The organism is Psychrobacter glacincola, from assembly GCF_965118485.1.
GTDB lineage: Bacteria > Pseudomonadota > Gammaproteobacteria > Pseudomonadales > Moraxellaceae > Psychrobacter > Psychrobacter glacincola_D.
On the sequence record NZ_CBCPJH010000028.1, the window covers coordinates 25,276 to 42,238 of the forward strand.

13 protein-coding genes are annotated in these 16,963 nt (G+C 40.9%); 3 read left to right on the top strand and 10 right to left on the bottom strand.

What is annotated here, in order from left to right:
- Positions 1-19: 19 nt before the first annotated feature.
- The 8 genes from ACMHKH_RS10880 to parA all read right to left on the bottom strand — a co-directional run bounded on the left by ACMHKH_RS10880 (position 20) and on the right by parA (position 11,080).
- Positions 20-610 (bottom strand): recombinase family protein, encoded by a 591-nt coding sequence (locus ACMHKH_RS10880; protein ID WP_413520663.1) that lies wholly within the window; start codon positions 608-610, stop codon positions 20-22.
- A gap of 234 nt (positions 611-844) precedes the next feature.
- Positions 845-2,824: an ATP-binding protein gene (locus ACMHKH_RS10885; protein WP_413520664.1), complete on the bottom strand. Its 1,980-nt coding sequence runs from the start codon at positions 2,822-2,824 to the stop codon at positions 845-847.
- A gap of 185 nt (positions 2,825-3,009) precedes the next feature.
- Positions 3,010-6,111: a type I restriction endonuclease subunit R gene (locus tag ACMHKH_RS10890; protein WP_413520665.1), complete on the bottom strand. Its 3,102-nt coding sequence runs from the start codon at positions 6,109-6,111 to the stop codon at positions 3,010-3,012.
- Positions 6,108-7,151, bottom strand: a complete 1,044-nt coding sequence (locus ACMHKH_RS10895) for a virulence RhuM family protein (protein WP_149493394.1) — start codon at positions 7,149-7,151, stop codon at positions 6,108-6,110. The genes ACMHKH_RS10890 and ACMHKH_RS10895 overlap by 4 nt, the downstream gene beginning before the upstream one ends.
- Before the next feature lie 12 nt (positions 7,152-7,163).
- On the bottom strand, positions 7,164-8,435 hold the full coding sequence (locus ACMHKH_RS10900) for a restriction endonuclease subunit S (protein ID WP_413520666.1): 1,272 nt from the start codon (positions 8,433-8,435) through the stop codon (positions 7,164-7,166).
- Positions 8,432-9,973: a type I restriction-modification system subunit M gene (locus tag ACMHKH_RS10905; protein ID WP_413520667.1), complete on the bottom strand. Its 1,542-nt coding sequence runs from the start codon at positions 9,971-9,973 to the stop codon at positions 8,432-8,434. The genes ACMHKH_RS10900 and ACMHKH_RS10905 overlap by 4 nt, the downstream gene beginning before the upstream one ends.
- Before the next feature lie 255 nt (positions 9,974-10,228).
- Complete coding sequence (locus tag ACMHKH_RS10910; RefSeq protein WP_413520668.1) at positions 10,229-10,438, bottom strand: plasmid partition protein ParG; 210 nt, start codon at positions 10,436-10,438, stop codon at positions 10,229-10,231.
- Positions 10,439-10,441: 3 nt separating this feature from the next.
- Positions 10,442-11,080: a ParA family partition ATPase gene (parA, locus tag ACMHKH_RS10915; RefSeq protein ID WP_413520669.1), complete on the bottom strand. Its 639-nt coding sequence runs from the start codon at positions 11,078-11,080 to the stop codon at positions 10,442-10,444.
- Positions 11,081-11,398: 318 nt separating this feature from the next.
- Between parA and ACMHKH_RS10920 the strand changes: the two genes are divergently transcribed.
- Together ACMHKH_RS10920 and ACMHKH_RS10925 are read left to right on the top strand one after the other, a co-directional pair.
- Positions 11,399-11,623 carry a helix-turn-helix domain-containing protein gene (locus tag ACMHKH_RS10920; RefSeq protein ID WP_413520670.1) on the top strand — a complete coding sequence of 75 codons (225 nt, stop codon included), beginning with the start codon at positions 11,399-11,401 and terminating at the stop codon, positions 11,621-11,623.
- A gap of 156 nt (positions 11,624-11,779) precedes the next feature.
- A complete protein-coding gene (locus ACMHKH_RS10925) occupies positions 11,780-12,055 on the top strand; it encodes a hypothetical protein (RefSeq protein ID WP_413520671.1) in 276 nt (91 codons plus the stop codon).
- 337 nt (positions 12,056-12,392) lie between these two features.
- On the opposite strand, the gene ACMHKH_RS10930 is transcribed toward ACMHKH_RS10925, so the two are convergent.
- Together ACMHKH_RS10930 and ACMHKH_RS10935 are read right to left on the bottom strand one after the other, a co-directional pair.
- The gene (locus ACMHKH_RS10930) at positions 12,393-13,349 is read right to left on the bottom strand and encodes a DNA-binding protein (protein WP_413520672.1); all 957 of its coding nucleotides are present in this window, start codon (positions 13,347-13,349) and stop codon (positions 12,393-12,395) included.
- 30 nt (positions 13,350-13,379) lie between these two features.
- Entirely contained in the window at positions 13,380-16,016 is a 2,637-nt protein-coding gene (locus ACMHKH_RS10935) for a MobA/MobL family protein (protein ID WP_413520673.1), read from the bottom strand.
- Positions 16,017-16,277: 261 nt separating this feature from the next.
- Between ACMHKH_RS10935 and ACMHKH_RS10940 the strand changes: the two genes are divergently transcribed.
- Entirely contained in the window at positions 16,278-16,625 is a 348-nt protein-coding gene (locus ACMHKH_RS10940) for a hypothetical protein (protein ID WP_413520674.1), read from the top strand.
- Positions 16,626-16,963 lie beyond the last annotated feature (338 nt).

Below are 16,963 nucleotides of genomic sequence, written 5' to 3' on the forward strand. Positions count from 1 at the left end.
ATTTAAAATACCTCAGCGATTAGCCCTGCTTTAACACCCGATAAACGGTAGCTACCCCAACACCAACGGCCTTAGCGATTTCCTCTTTTGTCATATTGCTTTGACTGTCTAATTCTCTGATACGGTTATGTTTTACTATGTTGGCTTTCTTACCAGTAGGTTTATATCCACTGTTTGCCAATCCCTGCTTGATACGCTCTCTACGCTTGTCGTTATCAAGCTTTGCCATCGTTGCTAATAAGTCGATCAGCATATGGTTAATCACTGTTAGGATTTCACCGGTCATGCCATTACTTACCGTATGTGTCGTTGGCAGATCAGCTACCACCAATCGCAATCCCTTGTCTTTGATACGCTGCTTTAGAATTGCAAAGTCATCTTGAGATAACCTACTTAATCTATCCACGCTTTCAACTAATAGGATATCGCCTTCTTCAGCGGCATTGAGTAATAGAGTGAGTAATGGTCTATCGAGCTTTGTACCACTGAAATGCTCAATATATTGAGCATAGCTATCATCATAGCTTTTGCTAAAGCTAATCAAGTCAGACAAGGCTCTCTTAGCGTCTTGATCCTTAGTACTGGCTCTCACATAAATACGAACGGTCATAAAGCTACCTCTACTATTTAGACTTGATAATCAATGTTCATTGATAATAGCAAGATATTACTATCATTTAATAACAGAAACAAGTCTAATGATAGGTAGATTATCGTATAGGGATTTTATGTTTTGGGTATAGGCTAATGATAGGTTAATTGCAGCGGTTTTACACCTTAGTTTATTCTAGGTAGGCTATTAGCTCTATTATTAATTTAGATAAGCGGTCTTTTTAAAATGCGCTTATACAGAATCCAGTAAACACTCCAAATCCTGTTTCTGAATGTTTTTAGGTATAAATTCGTTATGCATTTTATGAAGGTAAGAGAGACTAGTTTCTGTATCAGCTTCATAACGTAGCTGCTCTTGATAGAATTTTAGCCGTGCTTTAGCATTGGTTATAACTTCTGACCACGTCATAATATAAATTTCTATTCCACTTACTTGATGAACGCAACCTTTGGGGAGTCCGATATTGTTTGCTCTCATTTTTGCTATAGAATCAAATTGATTGGAAACTGCTATAAACTTCCATTTGCAATTAGACTTATCAAATCTTTCGTCATCATTAACTGCTTGGGCGTAACCCATAAGCTGACCTATAACATCATTGTCTATTTTCTTATTAGGACGCTTTAACTCAACGACTAAGAAGTCTTTATGACCTGGCCTAACTTCTACCGATTTAGATAGCATTAGATCTACTCTTCCCTGTCTTTCATCATTTATTAAAACGTCTCCATCATCTTCACTGCGTTTTCCAAGTAACTTGAGGTGTATATCTAATACATCTTCAAGGCGTTTCTCACTACCTGCTAAAGAAAAGTGCTCATCGAAAATCCAGCCTTCAGTTTCCAGAATTTTATGCAGCTGATCTCTTTCTAGCAACGATTTTTTATGATCAAAAACGAGCGTATGTAATGATTCAATAAAATCTAAACGATCAGCTACAATTTTGGCTGATTTGATTATATGAGATAAGCTGGTTTTTTCTAATAATTTAGCAAACTCATCTTGTTCTTCTGTGCTTAGGTTCAATACCTCCGTCATAATGGCTTGCATCGACTGCGGATTATCTTCAAGTGCTTGCGACAGTAATTTAAAGGTGAACTTTTTTGTCTTATCATTTGAGTTTGCAAATTTAGGTAAATTATCCTCAACTTTAGAAGCGATAATATCAAAAATTTCACGTTTGGCTGTTTCAATAACTCCTAGATCATTATTTTCCTCAAATGGATAAATACCTGCTTCCTTCCATCTTTGAAGTCTAAGCAAGTGCTCCTTTGCTTTTTTTGTTTTGAAGTGGTTATTTATTTGTTGATAGGCTGCTTCTAGCAAATCTTTGCCATCAGCATCCAAGTCCACCAAGTCTAAACTAGACTCACTGTTTAATTTAGTAATGTAATCGCTTATTAAGTAGGCAGAAAAAGAGTATCCCAAGCTTCTGATGCGATGAGGTTCAACTCTTTGCTCCTTCAGAACAGTACCGTTACTTTTGCATAGTAAAAGCTGTTTTGACTTGATCTCTAACCATTCAATAATTTTAACTTTATGAGTTCCCACTATGCTATCTAACTCTAATTCATATTCGCTAATACCTTCTATAGCTTCATCAGGATTAATTGGATAGCCATTTATCAGTATTTTAATATCAGAATAAGCGTACAAATAAGGTGAAAAAGTCTGGGTAAGTTTGTTTCGTAGCTCATTGAAATTATGCCCTGCAACTTTTTTATTTAACTCACTTATTCTTATTACGGACTTAGTTTCCTTATCGTTTGATTGGGCTGCTTTAAGTACATCAAACTTGTTAGCTCTATCAGAATTTAAAGAAATGACTAACTTATGAAAGTTATCATCTTGCTGAAATACACTTTCCCAATCAACAACTCTACCTAATGAAAATGCTTTAAAGCGCCCTTCACCTTTTTGGCCATGAATAGGCCTACCACTTTCAGTTTCTGACCTAGAAGCTTTCCAAGAGTTGCCAATGTAACCTAAATAATTTCTTGCTTGTTTCTCAGATATACCAGTGCCGTTATCTTCAATAGTAATGGACTGGTTGCCTATGTCATTAGATTCGATACGTACAGATATATTGGTAGCATCGGCATCCAAGCTATTCCAGATCAGCTCTTCAATAGCTTGGATTGGGGAAGCTCTCGATACACGCTTCAGATGATCGTCAGATAAATTGACTTCTAGTGTGCTTATATTGGACATACCGTAATCCTATTTACAAGATAATTTTGGGCAGTGCTTTTTTAAAAAGTGATTCTAATTCAAAGCTATTAGATAATATGATAATCTATAGAAAAAACGAGAACATCCCAAACTTTGTGCAACTGTCATTGCGCTTATACTGACACTGACACAAAATTTAGTATACCCATCTTTCAGGTCATCAATCAGACCTTCCCACCAACCCCTTTAAACTTCTCAACAAAGGCAGCAATTTTCTGCAGAACGCTTTGCTTCTTGGTTAAGTATTGTGGGTTGAGTGGACTAAGCTTAGGTAAGATAGCATTCAGCTCTGTACCGTTCTCACTGGCGTACTCACGCTTTAAAGAAGCGGTGATATAACGCTTAGCGGCATCCTCATTCAGATTTTCAGTGGCAATCATATCTTTGACTTCGCGTTGCTGTTCTACCTGAGCATAACTAAAGAAGGCATCAATGATACTGGACTTATCAGGGATGGTATCCAAGTTGGTTTGATTAATAAAATCGACCACCAAGCTCTCTTTAGCGCGGTTACCAAGGCTTGCCCGAATCAAACGTCGTACCTCTTCAACTAAGGCAGACTTGTCCTTTGTGTTTTTATTATGCTCAAAAATTAACTCGAGTATGTAATCAAGATTAATTTCCTGTGATTTGAGCAAATCTATCTCAAAAACCACATCATCCCAATCAATCGAGGACTCATCTTGCTGCTCACCCGCTTTTTCACGACGGAGCCAATCGCTTATGTCATTGTAGGTAGAACGGTAATCTTGTACAGTACGTTCAGCAGGTACTTTAATGGCTTGCATAGCAGCTAAGTCATCGTCGTTTAGGTAGTGCTCATCCTTAAACGTTTCAACAGCGTCAGCGTCGGTCACATCCAAGTTTTGCAGTGCTTTTAAGCTTGCAAACTCATCATAGTTTTGTAAAATATTCTCAACACGCAAATACTCCCCGAATAACTTGGCAAAGTCTTTCTTGTCAGACTCTTTGACAATCTCATCAGGATTAGGGAAGCGTTGTTGCAGCTCTTTGACCACTTCTAGATAACCACGGCGAGCTTTGCCTGTAGCGATATCGGTAAAGCCTTCTAAATATTCCTTGTAGCTTTTCTCTAGCACCACGTTTTTAGTGTTTCTATCACCAAACAAGGTGATGGCATCAATGGTTGCTTTCTCTAAGTCTCGAAAGGTCACGATATTGCCAAAGGTCTTGGTGGCATCATAGATACGGTTGGTACGTGAGAACGCTTGCATTAAGCCGTGATAGCGCAGGTTCTTATCCACGAATAAGGTGTTCAAGGTAGGCGCATCAAAACCTGTCAAGAACATACCAACGACAACCAGTAAGTCCACTTCCTGCTTGATGACACGCTCTGCAAGGTCACGATAGTAGTTTTGGAAGGATTTACTGTCTACGCCATAATTGGTTTTGAACATGCCGTTATAATCATCAATAGCGCTACTTAAAAACTCTTTGGCACTGCTGTTCATGGCGGTAGGCTCAAAGCCTTCATCAGGAATGTCCCCCAATGCGTCTTGTTCTTCGTTAGCAGCATAAGAGAATATAGTGGCGATCTTTAACGGTTTGTCGCTGTCCTTTTGCAAGTGGTTCAAGGCTTCATAATAGGCTTTGGCAGCGTCCACACTACTGACAGCAAACATGGCGTTAAAGCCTTTACCACCAGACTTTAGACGGTGGGTTTTTTGCCTATAGTGCTTTAACACATACTGCGATATCTCTTGAATACGATCAGGGTGTAGCAACAGCTGCTTGTTCTCTGCTGCGGTCAGCTTGGTCTCGTCCTGCTCGCTTTCAATACCGCTAAACTGTGGGCGTACGTCGTTGTAATCGACTTTAAACTTCAAGACCTTCTCATCACGAATGGCATCGGTGATGACGTAGGAATGCAGCTCATGACCAAACACACTGGCGGTCGTCTCTGCACCCAAAGCGTTCTCTGGGAAGATAGGTGTCCCTGTAAAGCCGAATTGATAGAACTTTTTGAACTTCTTTTTCAGGTTCTTTTGTGCTTCACCAAACTGACTGCGATGCGCTTCATCAAAAATAAACACCACTTGCTTATCATAGATAGATAAGTGACCTTCACCTTTGATTAAGTTGTTCAATTTTTGGATGGTTGTAACGACGATTTTATTATCGTCTTTCTCAAGATTAAGTTTTAGACCTGCGGTACTGTCTGAACCGTTTACGCTCTCAGGGGAGAAGCGCTGGTACTCTTTCATGGTTTGGTAATCAAGATCCTTACGGTCTACCACAAAAAATACTTTATCAATGAAGGGTAGCTCAGTCGCCAAACGAGCCGCTTTAAAGCTGGTTAAGGTCTTGCCTGAGCCTGTGGTATGCCAAATAAAGCCGCCACTCTCAAGGCTGCTCCACTTCTTAGTTTGATAGGCGCTGTTTATCTTCCACAGAATGCGTTCAGTAGCCGCAATCTGATACGGACGCATCACCAATGAAGTATCGCTCACATCAAAGACGGTGTAATGCATCAGTACGTTCAATAGAGTGTGTTTTTGGAAGAAGGTGGCGGTAAAGTCTTTTAGATCTTTGATTAAGGTGTTGTCTGATCGCGCCCAATTCATGGTGAAATCAAAGCTGTTTCTATTGCGCTTGGTTGTATTGGCAAAGTAGCGGGTGTCTGTGCCGTTTGAGATCACAAACAGCTGTATGTATTTATAGAGGGAGTTATCAGAGTTAAAGCTTTCTTTGCTATAACGATGTACTTGGTTAAAGGCTTCTCGGATAGCCACACCACGCTTTTTCAGCTCGACTTGCACTAATGGCAAGCCATTGACCAAAATAGTGACGTCATAACGATTTGCTTGTGTGCCTGTTTGGGCAAACTGTTTGATGACCTGTACTTTGTTGCGTGGGATATTCTTCTTATCGAGTAGCGCGATATTTTGCAGCCGTCCATCGTCAAACGTAAAATCATGGATATGGTCATCATGAATTTTACGGGCTTTGTCGGTGCTGTTATCGCTAGGGTTATCGAGGTAACCCATCACAAAGCGTTGCCACTCATCATCTGTGAACTGCACCTTATTTAAGGCTTGCAGCTGCACACGCACGTTAGCCAACATGGTTTGAGGTGAGTTTAAACTGGCCACAAACTCATAACCTTGGTTTTGTAGGTCTTTGAGCAATTCACGCTCTAAGTCGTCTTCAGTTTGATAGTCTCCATCGGGCTGATCGCACTTGGTATATTTATTGAGGATAATAAAGTTGTTCGATTCAGCAATCGTTTTGGTATGCTCAGTCATTTACTACTATCCTTCTTTTGCAGCAGTTTTTTAACTTCACGATCAAAATCGGACTCTATCTTTTGTTGCTTATTAAATACTTCATATTCTGCATGAGCCTTACGCTCTGCCACTTTACGAGATATATTTCCATAACCTTCTAATATTTGATATTCATTAAAGGCTAAAAACTTATCTACACTTTCAGCAAATGCTTCCATGGTGAAAGTATTACGTCTTTCAACAATACCCTCTATATAATCAAAAAAAGCCGATATAGTGCGTTCCAATTTTTTAATATCTTTTTCGCTTAGGTAATTCTTAGCAATAACTGTATCAGCTTTTAACACTCGACCATCAGGTGCATTTTTGTAGCTAGTCATACCCATTAAAGGCTTATTCGCATCAGCACTTAATGAGATTATTTCTGCTGCTGTATGGCCAGTAATTGCAAAGTGAAACTTATCTTGCACACTGGCATAAAACAAACGAGTGGTTTCTGAACTCGAATCGTAGTCAATGCTACATTCGGCAAAAATATCAGTAATCTGCTGATAGATACGCCTTTCACTGGCTCGGATAGAGCGCACTCGATCCAATAGCTCTTTAAAGTAGTCTTTACCAAACAGCTGCCCATTTTTTAGACGTTCATCATCCATGACAAAACCTTTGATAATATATTCTTTAATCAGTTGTGTTGCCCAGATTCGAAACTGGGTGGCTTGGGTTGAATTGACTCGATAACCTACCGAAATTATCGCATCTAGGTTGTAATACCGCACGTGTTGAGTTTGAGTTTTCCCAGTAATCGCGCCGTGTTCAGTGGTATGTTCCAAAATGGAACATACCACTTGTTCTTGCAATTCACCACTTTCAAAAATATTTTTCAAGTGCTTTGTAATAGCAGGGCGTTGCACTCCAAATAGCTCAGCCATACGTTCTTGAGTTAGCCAAATTGTCTCGTTACTTAGCAGCACCTCAACTTTTACTTCTCCATTTGGTTCGGTGTAGAGCAGAAACTCAGTAGTTTGATTTTGTAGGCTTGGCACGGAAGTAGACATATAGGTTTATCCTTACAAATTGGTGTCTGTGCATGTTTCTAATTTAGGAAAGCTCAATAACAGCTCACGATAATACTCATACTGCTGCTGACGCAAAGCAATCTCATGCGGTAAGCCTTCGGTAAGTGAGGTGGTTAAGGCGTCGAACTTATCTAGTATGGTGACGATGCGTTCTTGTTCGGCAAGAGATGGAAATGGGAATTTTATACGTTCGAAAGTTGCAAGATTTATATTGCTTTGAGCACTACCAGTACTTTTCGCCTGAAGTTCTGATTTGAATGAAGTCAAAAGATACTCGACGTAGCTAGCAGTTGTTTTTTCCGGATTTGCAACAAAACCTATAATGCTATCTGGAAAACATGAATCAAAGCCAAGTATGGTAGTTTCTGCGATATTGGCTGCTATGGTTATGCAAAGCGTCCCCTTAGGCCATAACTTACTTTGTTCCAATCCAAATTTACTATAAGTTTGTGTGTACTCATTAATAACATGAGAAGCATTCCTAATATCCCCTGTTTGAATGAGTGGCACGTCTCCTCCATATAGCTTTGGATCATTTCTAGGGCGATGTCTTGATTTTCCGCGACCAAGTTCAAGCGCAACTTCTTTTAACGTTTTCCAATCAACTTCATCATCATTAAACGTTAATAATTGTTTACGATAGTAAGCATATTGATGCTTACGTGCTACAAGCTCTGCGGTAAGCTCTGCGGTAAGCTCTGCGGTAAGCTCTGTAAATGCGTCTAAAATTCGGACGATTTCGGCTTGGATATTGAGGGGTGGTATGGGGATTTGGATTTTTTTAAATCTTGCTTTAGATATATTAAACCGTGTAACACCACTTGCAGTCTTTATGATTTCCTTACGCATAAAATGACTGCGAAATAAATGTTTAGAAAAGTGAGGATTTATTTTTATATCGCTATTAAATCGCAAACCAAACGAAAAACTATTTAGATAAATAGTTTTTGACAGTTCTCGTGTAATAGCGGAAGACATACCTGCCTCGTCCGGTGTTTCTGATGAACCTGTAAATAAAACATCCCCATATTTTACTTCACGTTGATTCTCTGTATTTGATACTTTTACTAATTCAAGGTTATCAAAATCAACAGCGGTGTTATAAAAAATATTTTTATATGGAACATATGAAGTATTACCATCATCAAAATCACCTTTACTCTTACCAGTGAGGCCTCCGTAAATTATGGAGATATCACCTAGAGCTCTCCATTCTGCTTCAGCACTCTTTGATAAATTATCCATATAACCTAAATCAATCATGCTTCAATCTCCGCAACAATGTTATCGATATCAGCGCGGAGCTGGTCAATCTTCGCAACGGTGATTTTTAGCTCAGCATTAAGGGTAGTAATATCAATCACCTCACGCGTGTCTTCCGCTTCCACATAAGCACTGACTGTTAGGCTGTAATCATTTTCAGCAATCGCACTGTTATCAACGCTCACTGCTAAATACTCTACATCTGCTTTGCTATCGAACAGCTGTATCATTTGCGCAATATGCTCATCGGTCAGAATATTGGTATTGGTCTCTGCTTTAAATAACTTACTGGCATCAATGAACTGCGTTTTGCTATCGGTTTTATGTTTTGACAGCACTAAGATATTAACGGATATGGTTGTGCCAAAGAACAGATTGGGCGCAAGGGATATCACCGATTCTACATAGTTGTTATCTATCAGATACTGGCGAATTTTTTGTTCAGCACCGCCCCGATAGAAGATTCCTGGAAAGCAAACGATTGCAGCACGACCTTTACTAGATAGATAGTTCAGCGCATGGAGCACAAACGCAAAATCGGCTTTAGACTTGGGCGCTAAGACGCCAGCTGGCGCAAAACGTTCATCATTAATCAGCGTTGGATCATCAGCACCAATCCATCTCACGGAATAAGGTGGGTTAGAAACAATGGCGTCAAAAGGTTTATCATCACCAAAATGCGGATTTAACAGCGTATTGCCCAGCACGATATTAAACTTATCGTAATTGATATTGTGCAAAAACATATTCATACGTGCAAGGTTATATGTGGTGTGGTTGATCTCTTGACCAAAAAACCCTTCTTCGATGATATGGTTATCAAAGTGCTTTTTGGCTTGCAGTAACAGTGAGCCTGACCCTGCCGCTGGATCATAAATTTTATTGACGGTTTCCTGCTTATGCATGGCAATTTGTGCGATCAGCTTAGAGACGCTTTGTGGGGTAAAGAACTCGCCCCCTGACTTACCAGCATTAGCGGCATAGTTAGAGATTAGATACTCATAGGCATCACCAAACAGATCGATTTGATTATCAGCGAACTGCTCTAACTTAAGACCAGCCACCCCTTTTAGCACCGCTGATAAGCGCGTGTTCTTATCGGCAACCGTATTACCTAAGCGGTTGCTGGTGGTATCAAAGTCCGCAAACAAGCCTTTAATATCGGGCTCGGATGGGTAGCCATTCGCTGAGCCTTCAATCGATTTGAATATAGCAGCTAAATCAGTATTAAGGTTTTCATTTCTGTGCGCCCCTGTTGCGATAGTGACAAACAGTTGGCTTGGATAGATGAAGTAGCCCTTGGTTTTAATCGCATCGTCTTTAATATCATCAGTAATCACCTCATCAGGAAGCGCCGCATAGTTGACGCTATCATCACCACCTTCGATATAAGTGGCAAAGTTCTCACTTATAAAACGATAAAACAAAGTACCCAGTACATATTGCTTAAAGTCCCAGCCATCAACTGAGCCACGAACCTCATTTGCAATTTGCCAAATTTGGCGATGTAGTTCGGCACGTTGTTGGGTACTTGTCATAATAAAATCCTATAGAAATAATGATGGGGCTTAAAAAGCCCCTACGCTCTGTATAAATTTCGATTTGTAATTAATTTTCTAAGATCAGGGGCGATATATCTTATTACTGCTAACCGTTTCTGGTTCTGATTCTGACTTAAGCAAACAAAAATCCGATGGTACTGAAGCTGTTCACAGCTTTCAATAATATGTATAGTTTTTCGAGTTTTTTATACATATCCTTTTCATAAGTATAAAAAATCCACTTTTTTATACCTACCTCTCAACCAGCTTTTCCTCAATCATCTCAGTCAATAGCTCAGTGACCGTTTTGCGGCTCTCAAGTGCGTAACGTTTAAGAGCAATGTGCTTATCCTCATCTAAGTTAAAATTTACTCGTACCGTCTTTTTGGGACTGTCTGTCACATCTGATAAAGCCAAAGTATCTTTAGCGTTTTTACTAGGACGACCTGCTGATAAACTCATGATTTACTCCTCACCAAAAAATGTTTGAATCTCACTGACCAATGCGGTTATCTCTTGTATCGCATTGCTATTAGGCGATTCAGTATCAAATACTGTCTTGCCAAGGGCAGCACTGTTAGGATAAGCAACACGCTGCATAACTCTAGCTTCTAACACTGGAAGATTGTAATCGAGTAGTGCTGTCGCTATCTCCTTACCTATATTGGTGTTTTGAATGGCACGTGATACGACAAACGCCGCCTTTAGTTTGCCATCCATCATCTCAATACGCTGTTGCACTAGATCCACCAAATCGCTGGTCGCCCAAATATCGTAGGGGCTCGGCTGCACAGGAATTAGTATAAAATCAGCTGCTTTAATAGCAGAAATGGCCAGACTAGTGGCTTGCGGTGACCCATCGATCACCACATAATCTTTATCAGAAACGCTTTTTAAATCTTTATCGAGCGTTGGTCTATCGAGCCCAATCACTGGTACCGGATTGTCCTCATACACTGCCCTCCAGTCACGCGCACTGCCTTGCTGATCGCTATCGACCAACAGCACGCTATGACCTTTTAGCTGTAGCCCACGCGCCAAATGCGTTGCAATGGTGGTCTTACCGCTGCCGCCCTTTTGATTTAATACCGCGATTACCTTCATAAATACAGATCCCTGTAGCATGTATTGAGTATATAAGTATATAAGTATATAAGTATATAAGTATATAAGTATATCTAAAACTGTACGTCACATCACTACCAATAGCTAAAATAGCACCGCCTTTTCTAAATAAAACACAGCCATCATGATAGACGCTATGTGCAAAGACTGATACCAGCATAGTAGACTACCTACTAATACATAAATTGCTGCTATTGAATAGCAACTTGAGCTACTAAAAGGAATACTTCATCAGCTCATATTCGTTATAATCCGCTCACCAATCAAAAACCACTAACCGCTAATGAGGAAACCACTATGGTGAAGTGTCACTTATCTACCATCATGGGTGAAAGACGCCTTAAAATTGCCGATATCTCAAGAGATACTGGCATTAATCGTGGCACCATTACTCGCATGTACCATGAAGAAGCCACCCGAGTTGATCTAGATGTCATCGAGTCTTTATGCACTTATCTTAGAATCAATGTTGGTGATTTATACGAAATCATAACTGAGGACGGCAGTGTGTCGCCAGCGTAAACAACCTCACTTATAACCCTTTATTACCTTCAAAAAAACAAAAAGACCTGTAGAAGATTATTTTGTCTTGCAAAAGATTAAAATATAGGTATAATTTGACCTGTAAGAAGTCATTTAAACCTTTATTAATATATAATAATCTACAGGAGAATACCCATGAATACCAATTTGTCGCGGCTCAACAGCTGCACATGGTTCAGCGAACAGACTAAAACTTTAGCTTCTCAGCTATTATTAAATTTACAAATACAGCAAGGCGTACAGTTGGCATCATTACTTGGTGTTAATACTATTCTTTATAATGATGAAGCGGTTTATGTCTGGGTTCAACGACTGCTAGATGACGGTCTTATAGTTGACGATTATGCTTTAAGCACCCTTGAAACCGCATTTATTGATTTGGTCATAGCTCACACCGACCAAGTGGCATAACCGTTTTAGCCTACACTCACAGATCTAATGATCAACAACCTTAAAAGCCAGATGATCCATCATTATCTGGCCTTTATCTGATCTAGCCATACAGTATTTACCGTATACCTAGCCATAAAAATTTAACAGACGCTATATCGGTGGCTTTTTAACATAGACAAAGATAACAGCAGCCAAACAAACCATTTTTTAAGTATTATATTTTCTAGGAGACTCATTCTTTACCAGATCTATCAGCTGCCAATATCTAACCTAAGAATGCGCTTACAATTATCTAAACCACCCTAAGCCTATAAAGTCCTCTTTGGGCAGTATGGTTCACTATTATCATAGACCTTTACTCAGTCGGTTTCGCGCGCGTCAACTCAGCTATTTTATAATAAACAAAGCCTTTCTCATCTCTCAAAACGCTTTTGCTGTCTGCTCTAACGCACCAGCTGATCACATCGGGCTGTTCTTCATTGACATCACAAGCCAAAATAAGCTGCTGACTTCGAGCGTTATTAAAGGCCTGTTTCCATCCCGTCTCTAGCTCATCAATGCCTTGTTGCAGCGCTGCTTGCTGTTCTCTTAGATCGTTAATATTAGCTAGGCTTGGGACATACCAAAAGACAAGTGCCACCAGACTAATCACCATCGCAGCCGTAGCAGCAGCGGCCGCTGCTGCTATCCTTTTAATGCTCATGGACTCAATGGATTTGTAAATCTTATCTAAGTCTTTATCAGCATCCTCTTTTACCTTTCCAATCCGTTCTTTTGTGGAAGTCTCAAACGTTTCAATGTCGGTAATAATCTGCTCATGACCAGCGTGGTACTGGCTGGTAAATAGTGCAAGGCTTGCCGCGCTATCATCAAGCTTATCAGCAACCACTTGCATGGCACTCACTTGAGCCTCTAGGCTGTCGCTCTTAGTGGTCACTACTGTCTCTAAAGCAGTGTCTATCTGCTGTTTTATGTCATCAATGAGCTGTTTGATCTTGTCATCATACCGACTGGGCATCTCATTTTCAGTAAACAGCACCACTGCTGCTTGTAGCTGCTCTAGGACGAGCGTTTGATACTGATTCAGTGCCTTTGATGTCGTGCTTGCGCTACCGCCGAGTGCTTTAATAGCAGCGGTCACCTCATTCACAGTGCCATCAATACGACCAAGGGAGCGCTCAAGCCGCGTTGCCACCGCATCATCGGCTTGCTTAATCAGCTCACGTAAGGCTTTAATCACCGGTCTCAGGGTAGTCACTAGGTTGATGAGTTGATCGTGTGTGTCTTGCTCAGTGCTGTCGTTTTTATTCATAGTAGATGCTCATTATGATAATAATCGCCGCTAAAATGGGCGTGGTGACGAGTAACGGCGCGTTTTTGCTTGAATAGCCTTGTCTACCTCTAGCACTTGTGCCGACAAGATTTGGGTTAAGGTTTTTGTGTCCACGTGGATGTCAGGAACCCGCTCAAAGCGCTTATTGAGTGCGTTTATGGTGTCCATTTTATGGCGGTTGTCAGGAAGCGTGCGTAACGCTTGTAATAGTGTTTGGGTAGATTGCTCAACGTCTATCACCACCCGTTTTTCATCCGTATCTCGCAAACGCTGTTGCAACCCTGTAAAGTCATCCGTCTGCTGAAGCGCTTCTAAAACAAAGGCCTCAGCAGCCAATTTTTCAGCCGCCGCTATCACCGTAGCAGCCGTATCAATGACTTTAAAGTCGATCTCATCAACATGGCGCTTAACCCGTACAACCATATTATCAAACCTATCCTGATATGCCTCAGTCTCTGCCAGTCGGGTACGGGCAAGGGCGGCCTGCTCTTGCTCTTTTTGTTGTTGTGCTTGCCGCCTCTTACCTGCCGCCTCTCGCTCACGCTTGGCTTTGTTCTCAAGTTCGGCTTGTTCATGCGCTTTTATGAGCTGCTGATGTAGCGCCATGGTGCGGGTACGCCACTCATCAAGTCGAACGGCATTCAATTGGGTAGTTTTGGTACTGACAATCTCATCATATAGCTCATCGTCTTGGGAAATTACCGCGCCGCTTTGATCAAGTAGCTCACGGCGCTGCTCATAAAACGGCGATAGGCGCTGGTAGGTTTTTTCACTGGTGGTGATTTGCTGCTTTAATTGTTTGATATCGGTATCATTGGCGGTTTTAAACGCCTGCACATCAGTCACCAGCGTCGCCAAGCGAGTGTTAGCCGCCACATCGATATCAACCGCTTTAAGAGCACTTAGGGCATCACGTTCCTGCTCAAGCGTTTTAAGGTACTCAACGTCAAGATCAGCAAGTGCCGAAAATTTATGATACGTTTCCATATTGCTTGTGACTTCAATGTTTTGCAGATCCTCAAACGCCTCATGCCAGTGCTGCTGTAACTCAGTTTTCTCAATATCAATTTTATCAAGGGCCTTAAAGTTATCTGCCAGTTTCTCCAGCTGCGCCGCAAACGGTTTTAGCGTCACCTTGAGCGCTTTGTACTCAGCGATGACCTTATTGTTGATAGGAATCAGTATTTTTAGTACCGATTTGTTATTGAGCACGGTATTATCAATATGTGACAGCTGCTTCTCAAGACGGGTAATCGCACGCTGGGTTTGCAGGGTATCGTCTTGTCTAAATTGCTCAACCAACTCTAAAGCAGATTCTAATGCTTTCCGCTCATCTTGCGTTCGCACTTGTTGCGTGAAGACACGCATTTTTTCACGCTCACCCTGATAGTCTTGCCCCACCTCTTGGGTGAATCGACGTGTATCATCCATATTTTTTTGAATGGCGATAGTCTGTTTAGACTGGTGGGCCAAATCCTCATACAGTTTATTGATGGTTGAAAACAAAGCACTACGCATGGTCTTTTTTTGCTGCTCAAAGTTGTCTGAGACGTCTAAAAAATCATCGAGCACCCTCATATCAATCTCATCCTCAACCTCACGCTCGCTTTCAGGTGCGATAGGCTTGAGTACAACGGCTGGGTCTACCAAGCGAATCTCATTCAGATCAATTCGGGCATAGGGCTTACGTTTCTTATAATGTACCGTTACTCCATTGACTTCTTGCACATTACTCTTTAGGTCAATGCGACCACTGTCGTTGTAGTCAATCACTAGGCCCGTTTGTTCAATATGGGCGTTGATCTCATCAATCGTTTCGTTGTACTCCTTAATCAGGGAGCGATTGCCTTTGAGCACATCCTTGTATAAGGATTTACCCAGTTTCATTTTTGGTAAGCGATTGATCCCTTGCTCGCGGTAGGATTTTTCAGTAATAGCTTTGTTCTCAGGCAATAGCTCATTGGCCATATCCGCCCAAAGGGTACGTTGAAATTTAAGCTCGTCGCCGCGCCCGTTTAGTCCTTTGGATAACCGTTCACTGGTTGACCACTGCAACCAATTCTTGCGCTTTGATAAGATATACCCCTTATCAGCATCTGCGGCTATCTCGCGGCTTGAGAGTAAAATATGAGCATGAAAGTTACTGCTGGTCAGCTCAACCACTTCAACCTCTCCTACATGCTTTTCATGACTGTGGGGCCGATGAATAGCCACATCGACAAGCACATTATAGCGATCAGATAAGGTTTGAGCGTATCGCTCGGCCAGCACTATACGCTGATGAGCTGTGATCCCCTCAGGAAACATTACATCAATCTCAGTACCCAATTGCGCGTTTTTACGAGTATCGATTCGTTCGATATCATTCCAAAATCCCTCACGCGTTACTGCAAAATCCCCAGCAACAGTTGGCGTTATTAACGCCGTATGCATCACATTTTTCTCAATCACTTGTGTGTACTTAGTACCATCACTGTCAACTAAATTTAAGATTTTATCCTTGGTTTTACTGGTGTAATCATGTACTTCCCCTGACTGCTCATCGATCAGTTTTGAACCTGAATTATAGGCAGATTTTGCCACGACACTATGATTTTTTGCCTTGCTAATAGCTGTAACAGATAGGTGAAATCCTTTACTATTCATGGTCGATGATCCAAGACAACAGTGAGGCTTTTGGGGGTTGTAGGGGGGCTTTATCCCCTGCCGGACGACGGAGTTTGTATAGAAAAATAGTACCCCTTGAGGGTCTTTTCTGTACAAACTCCTAAGTTCGCTCTTAACAGAGGGTTAAAATACTACTACGCCCACGAAAAGATGTGGTCTTGTGTATTTTACTACCTTGCATCCCTATGTGTATGCTGCTAGGATTAATTCTATCATATTTAATTAAAAAAGGATGTTTAAATGTCGATTGTATCAGATGATTTATTCGCCGATAAAGTATCGCAGCTAAAAGCACTTAAAGATGAGATAGATCAAGACAGAAATGAGGTTTATCAAGTATTGGGTGAGTGGTTGGCCAATGCATTAGATGATGACGATAACGATGCGCTACAGAAAATATTTATGGCTGAGTATGGCAATGCTAAGTATCTACGCTTGAAAAGACATCGTGAATTGACTAAGTTGATTGCAAATAAATTGGAATCTAAAACAAAAGTGATACCAAGCAGTTTTACACCACCTAAGAATACATCGGACAATCAGGAAAACTTGTCTTTTGATGACAACACAGGAGACAGTTCATTGTGATTGAGAGTTCTGTAAATCGAAGCTTTGTTTGCGAGGTACAGTGGTTTTCAGAGATTACCCAACGTTGGCGGTTCACTGAGATAATGCCTCACTATTTAAGCTTGATCTGTGATTGTGGTAAGAGATATAAGTCGTAGATGGGCTTAAATGTCGATTAAAGGCACCTACAAGGCTTCTAATTGTTATTTACGTACGATTCATTATTTTAAATTTTTCTTAGTGCCTACAGGGAGTTTTGGAGCGTTTTAGAATTTTATAGTAGCTTTTATGAGTGCCCACAGTCTTATTTTAATCATTGAGTTTAGCCTATGACGTCTGTTGATTGTTCTTTTCCTCAC

Bases quoted from the DNA above. Each gene is read 5' to 3' on its own strand.
- ACMHKH_RS10935 (WP_413520673.1), bottom strand. From the start codon at position 16,016: ATGAATAGTAAAGGATTTCACCTATCTGTTACAGCTATTAGCAAGGCA.
- ACMHKH_RS10920 (WP_413520670.1), top strand. From the start codon at position 11,399: ATGGTGAAGTGTCACTTATCTACCATCATGGGTGAAAGACGCCTTAAA.
- ACMHKH_RS10925 (WP_413520671.1), top strand. From the start codon at position 11,780: ATGAATACCAATTTGTCGCGGCTCAACAGCTGCACATGGTTCAGCGAA.
- ACMHKH_RS10890 (WP_413520665.1), bottom strand. From the start codon at position 6,111: ATGACTGAGCATACCAAAACGATTGCTGAATCGAACAACTTTATTATC.
- ACMHKH_RS10940 (WP_413520674.1), top strand. From the start codon at position 16,278: ATGTCGATTGTATCAGATGATTTATTCGCCGATAAAGTATCGCAGCTA.
- ACMHKH_RS10895 (WP_149493394.1), bottom strand. From the start codon at position 7,151: ATGTCTACTTCCGTGCCAAGCCTACAAAATCAAACTACTGAGTTTCTG.
- ACMHKH_RS10930 (WP_413520672.1), bottom strand. From the start codon at position 13,349: ATGAATAAAAACGACAGCACTGAGCAAGACACACACGATCAACTCATC.
- ACMHKH_RS10900 (WP_413520666.1), bottom strand. From the start codon at position 8,435: ATGATTGATTTAGGTTATATGGATAATTTATCAAAGAGTGCTGAAGCA.
- ACMHKH_RS10880 (WP_413520663.1), bottom strand. From the start codon at position 610: ATGACCGTTCGTATTTATGTGAGAGCCAGTACTAAGGATCAAGACGCT.
- parA (WP_413520669.1), bottom strand. From the start codon at position 11,080: ATGAAGGTAATCGCGGTATTAAATCAAAAGGGCGGCAGCGGTAAGACC.
- ACMHKH_RS10905 (WP_413520667.1), bottom strand. From the start codon at position 9,973: ATGACAAGTACCCAACAACGTGCCGAACTACATCGCCAAATTTGGCAA.
- ACMHKH_RS10910 (WP_413520668.1), bottom strand. From the start codon at position 10,438: ATGAGTTTATCAGCAGGTCGTCCTAGTAAAAACGCTAAAGATACTTTG.
- ACMHKH_RS10885 (WP_413520664.1), bottom strand. From the start codon at position 2,824: ATGTCCAATATAAGCACACTAGAAGTCAATTTATCTGACGATCATCTG.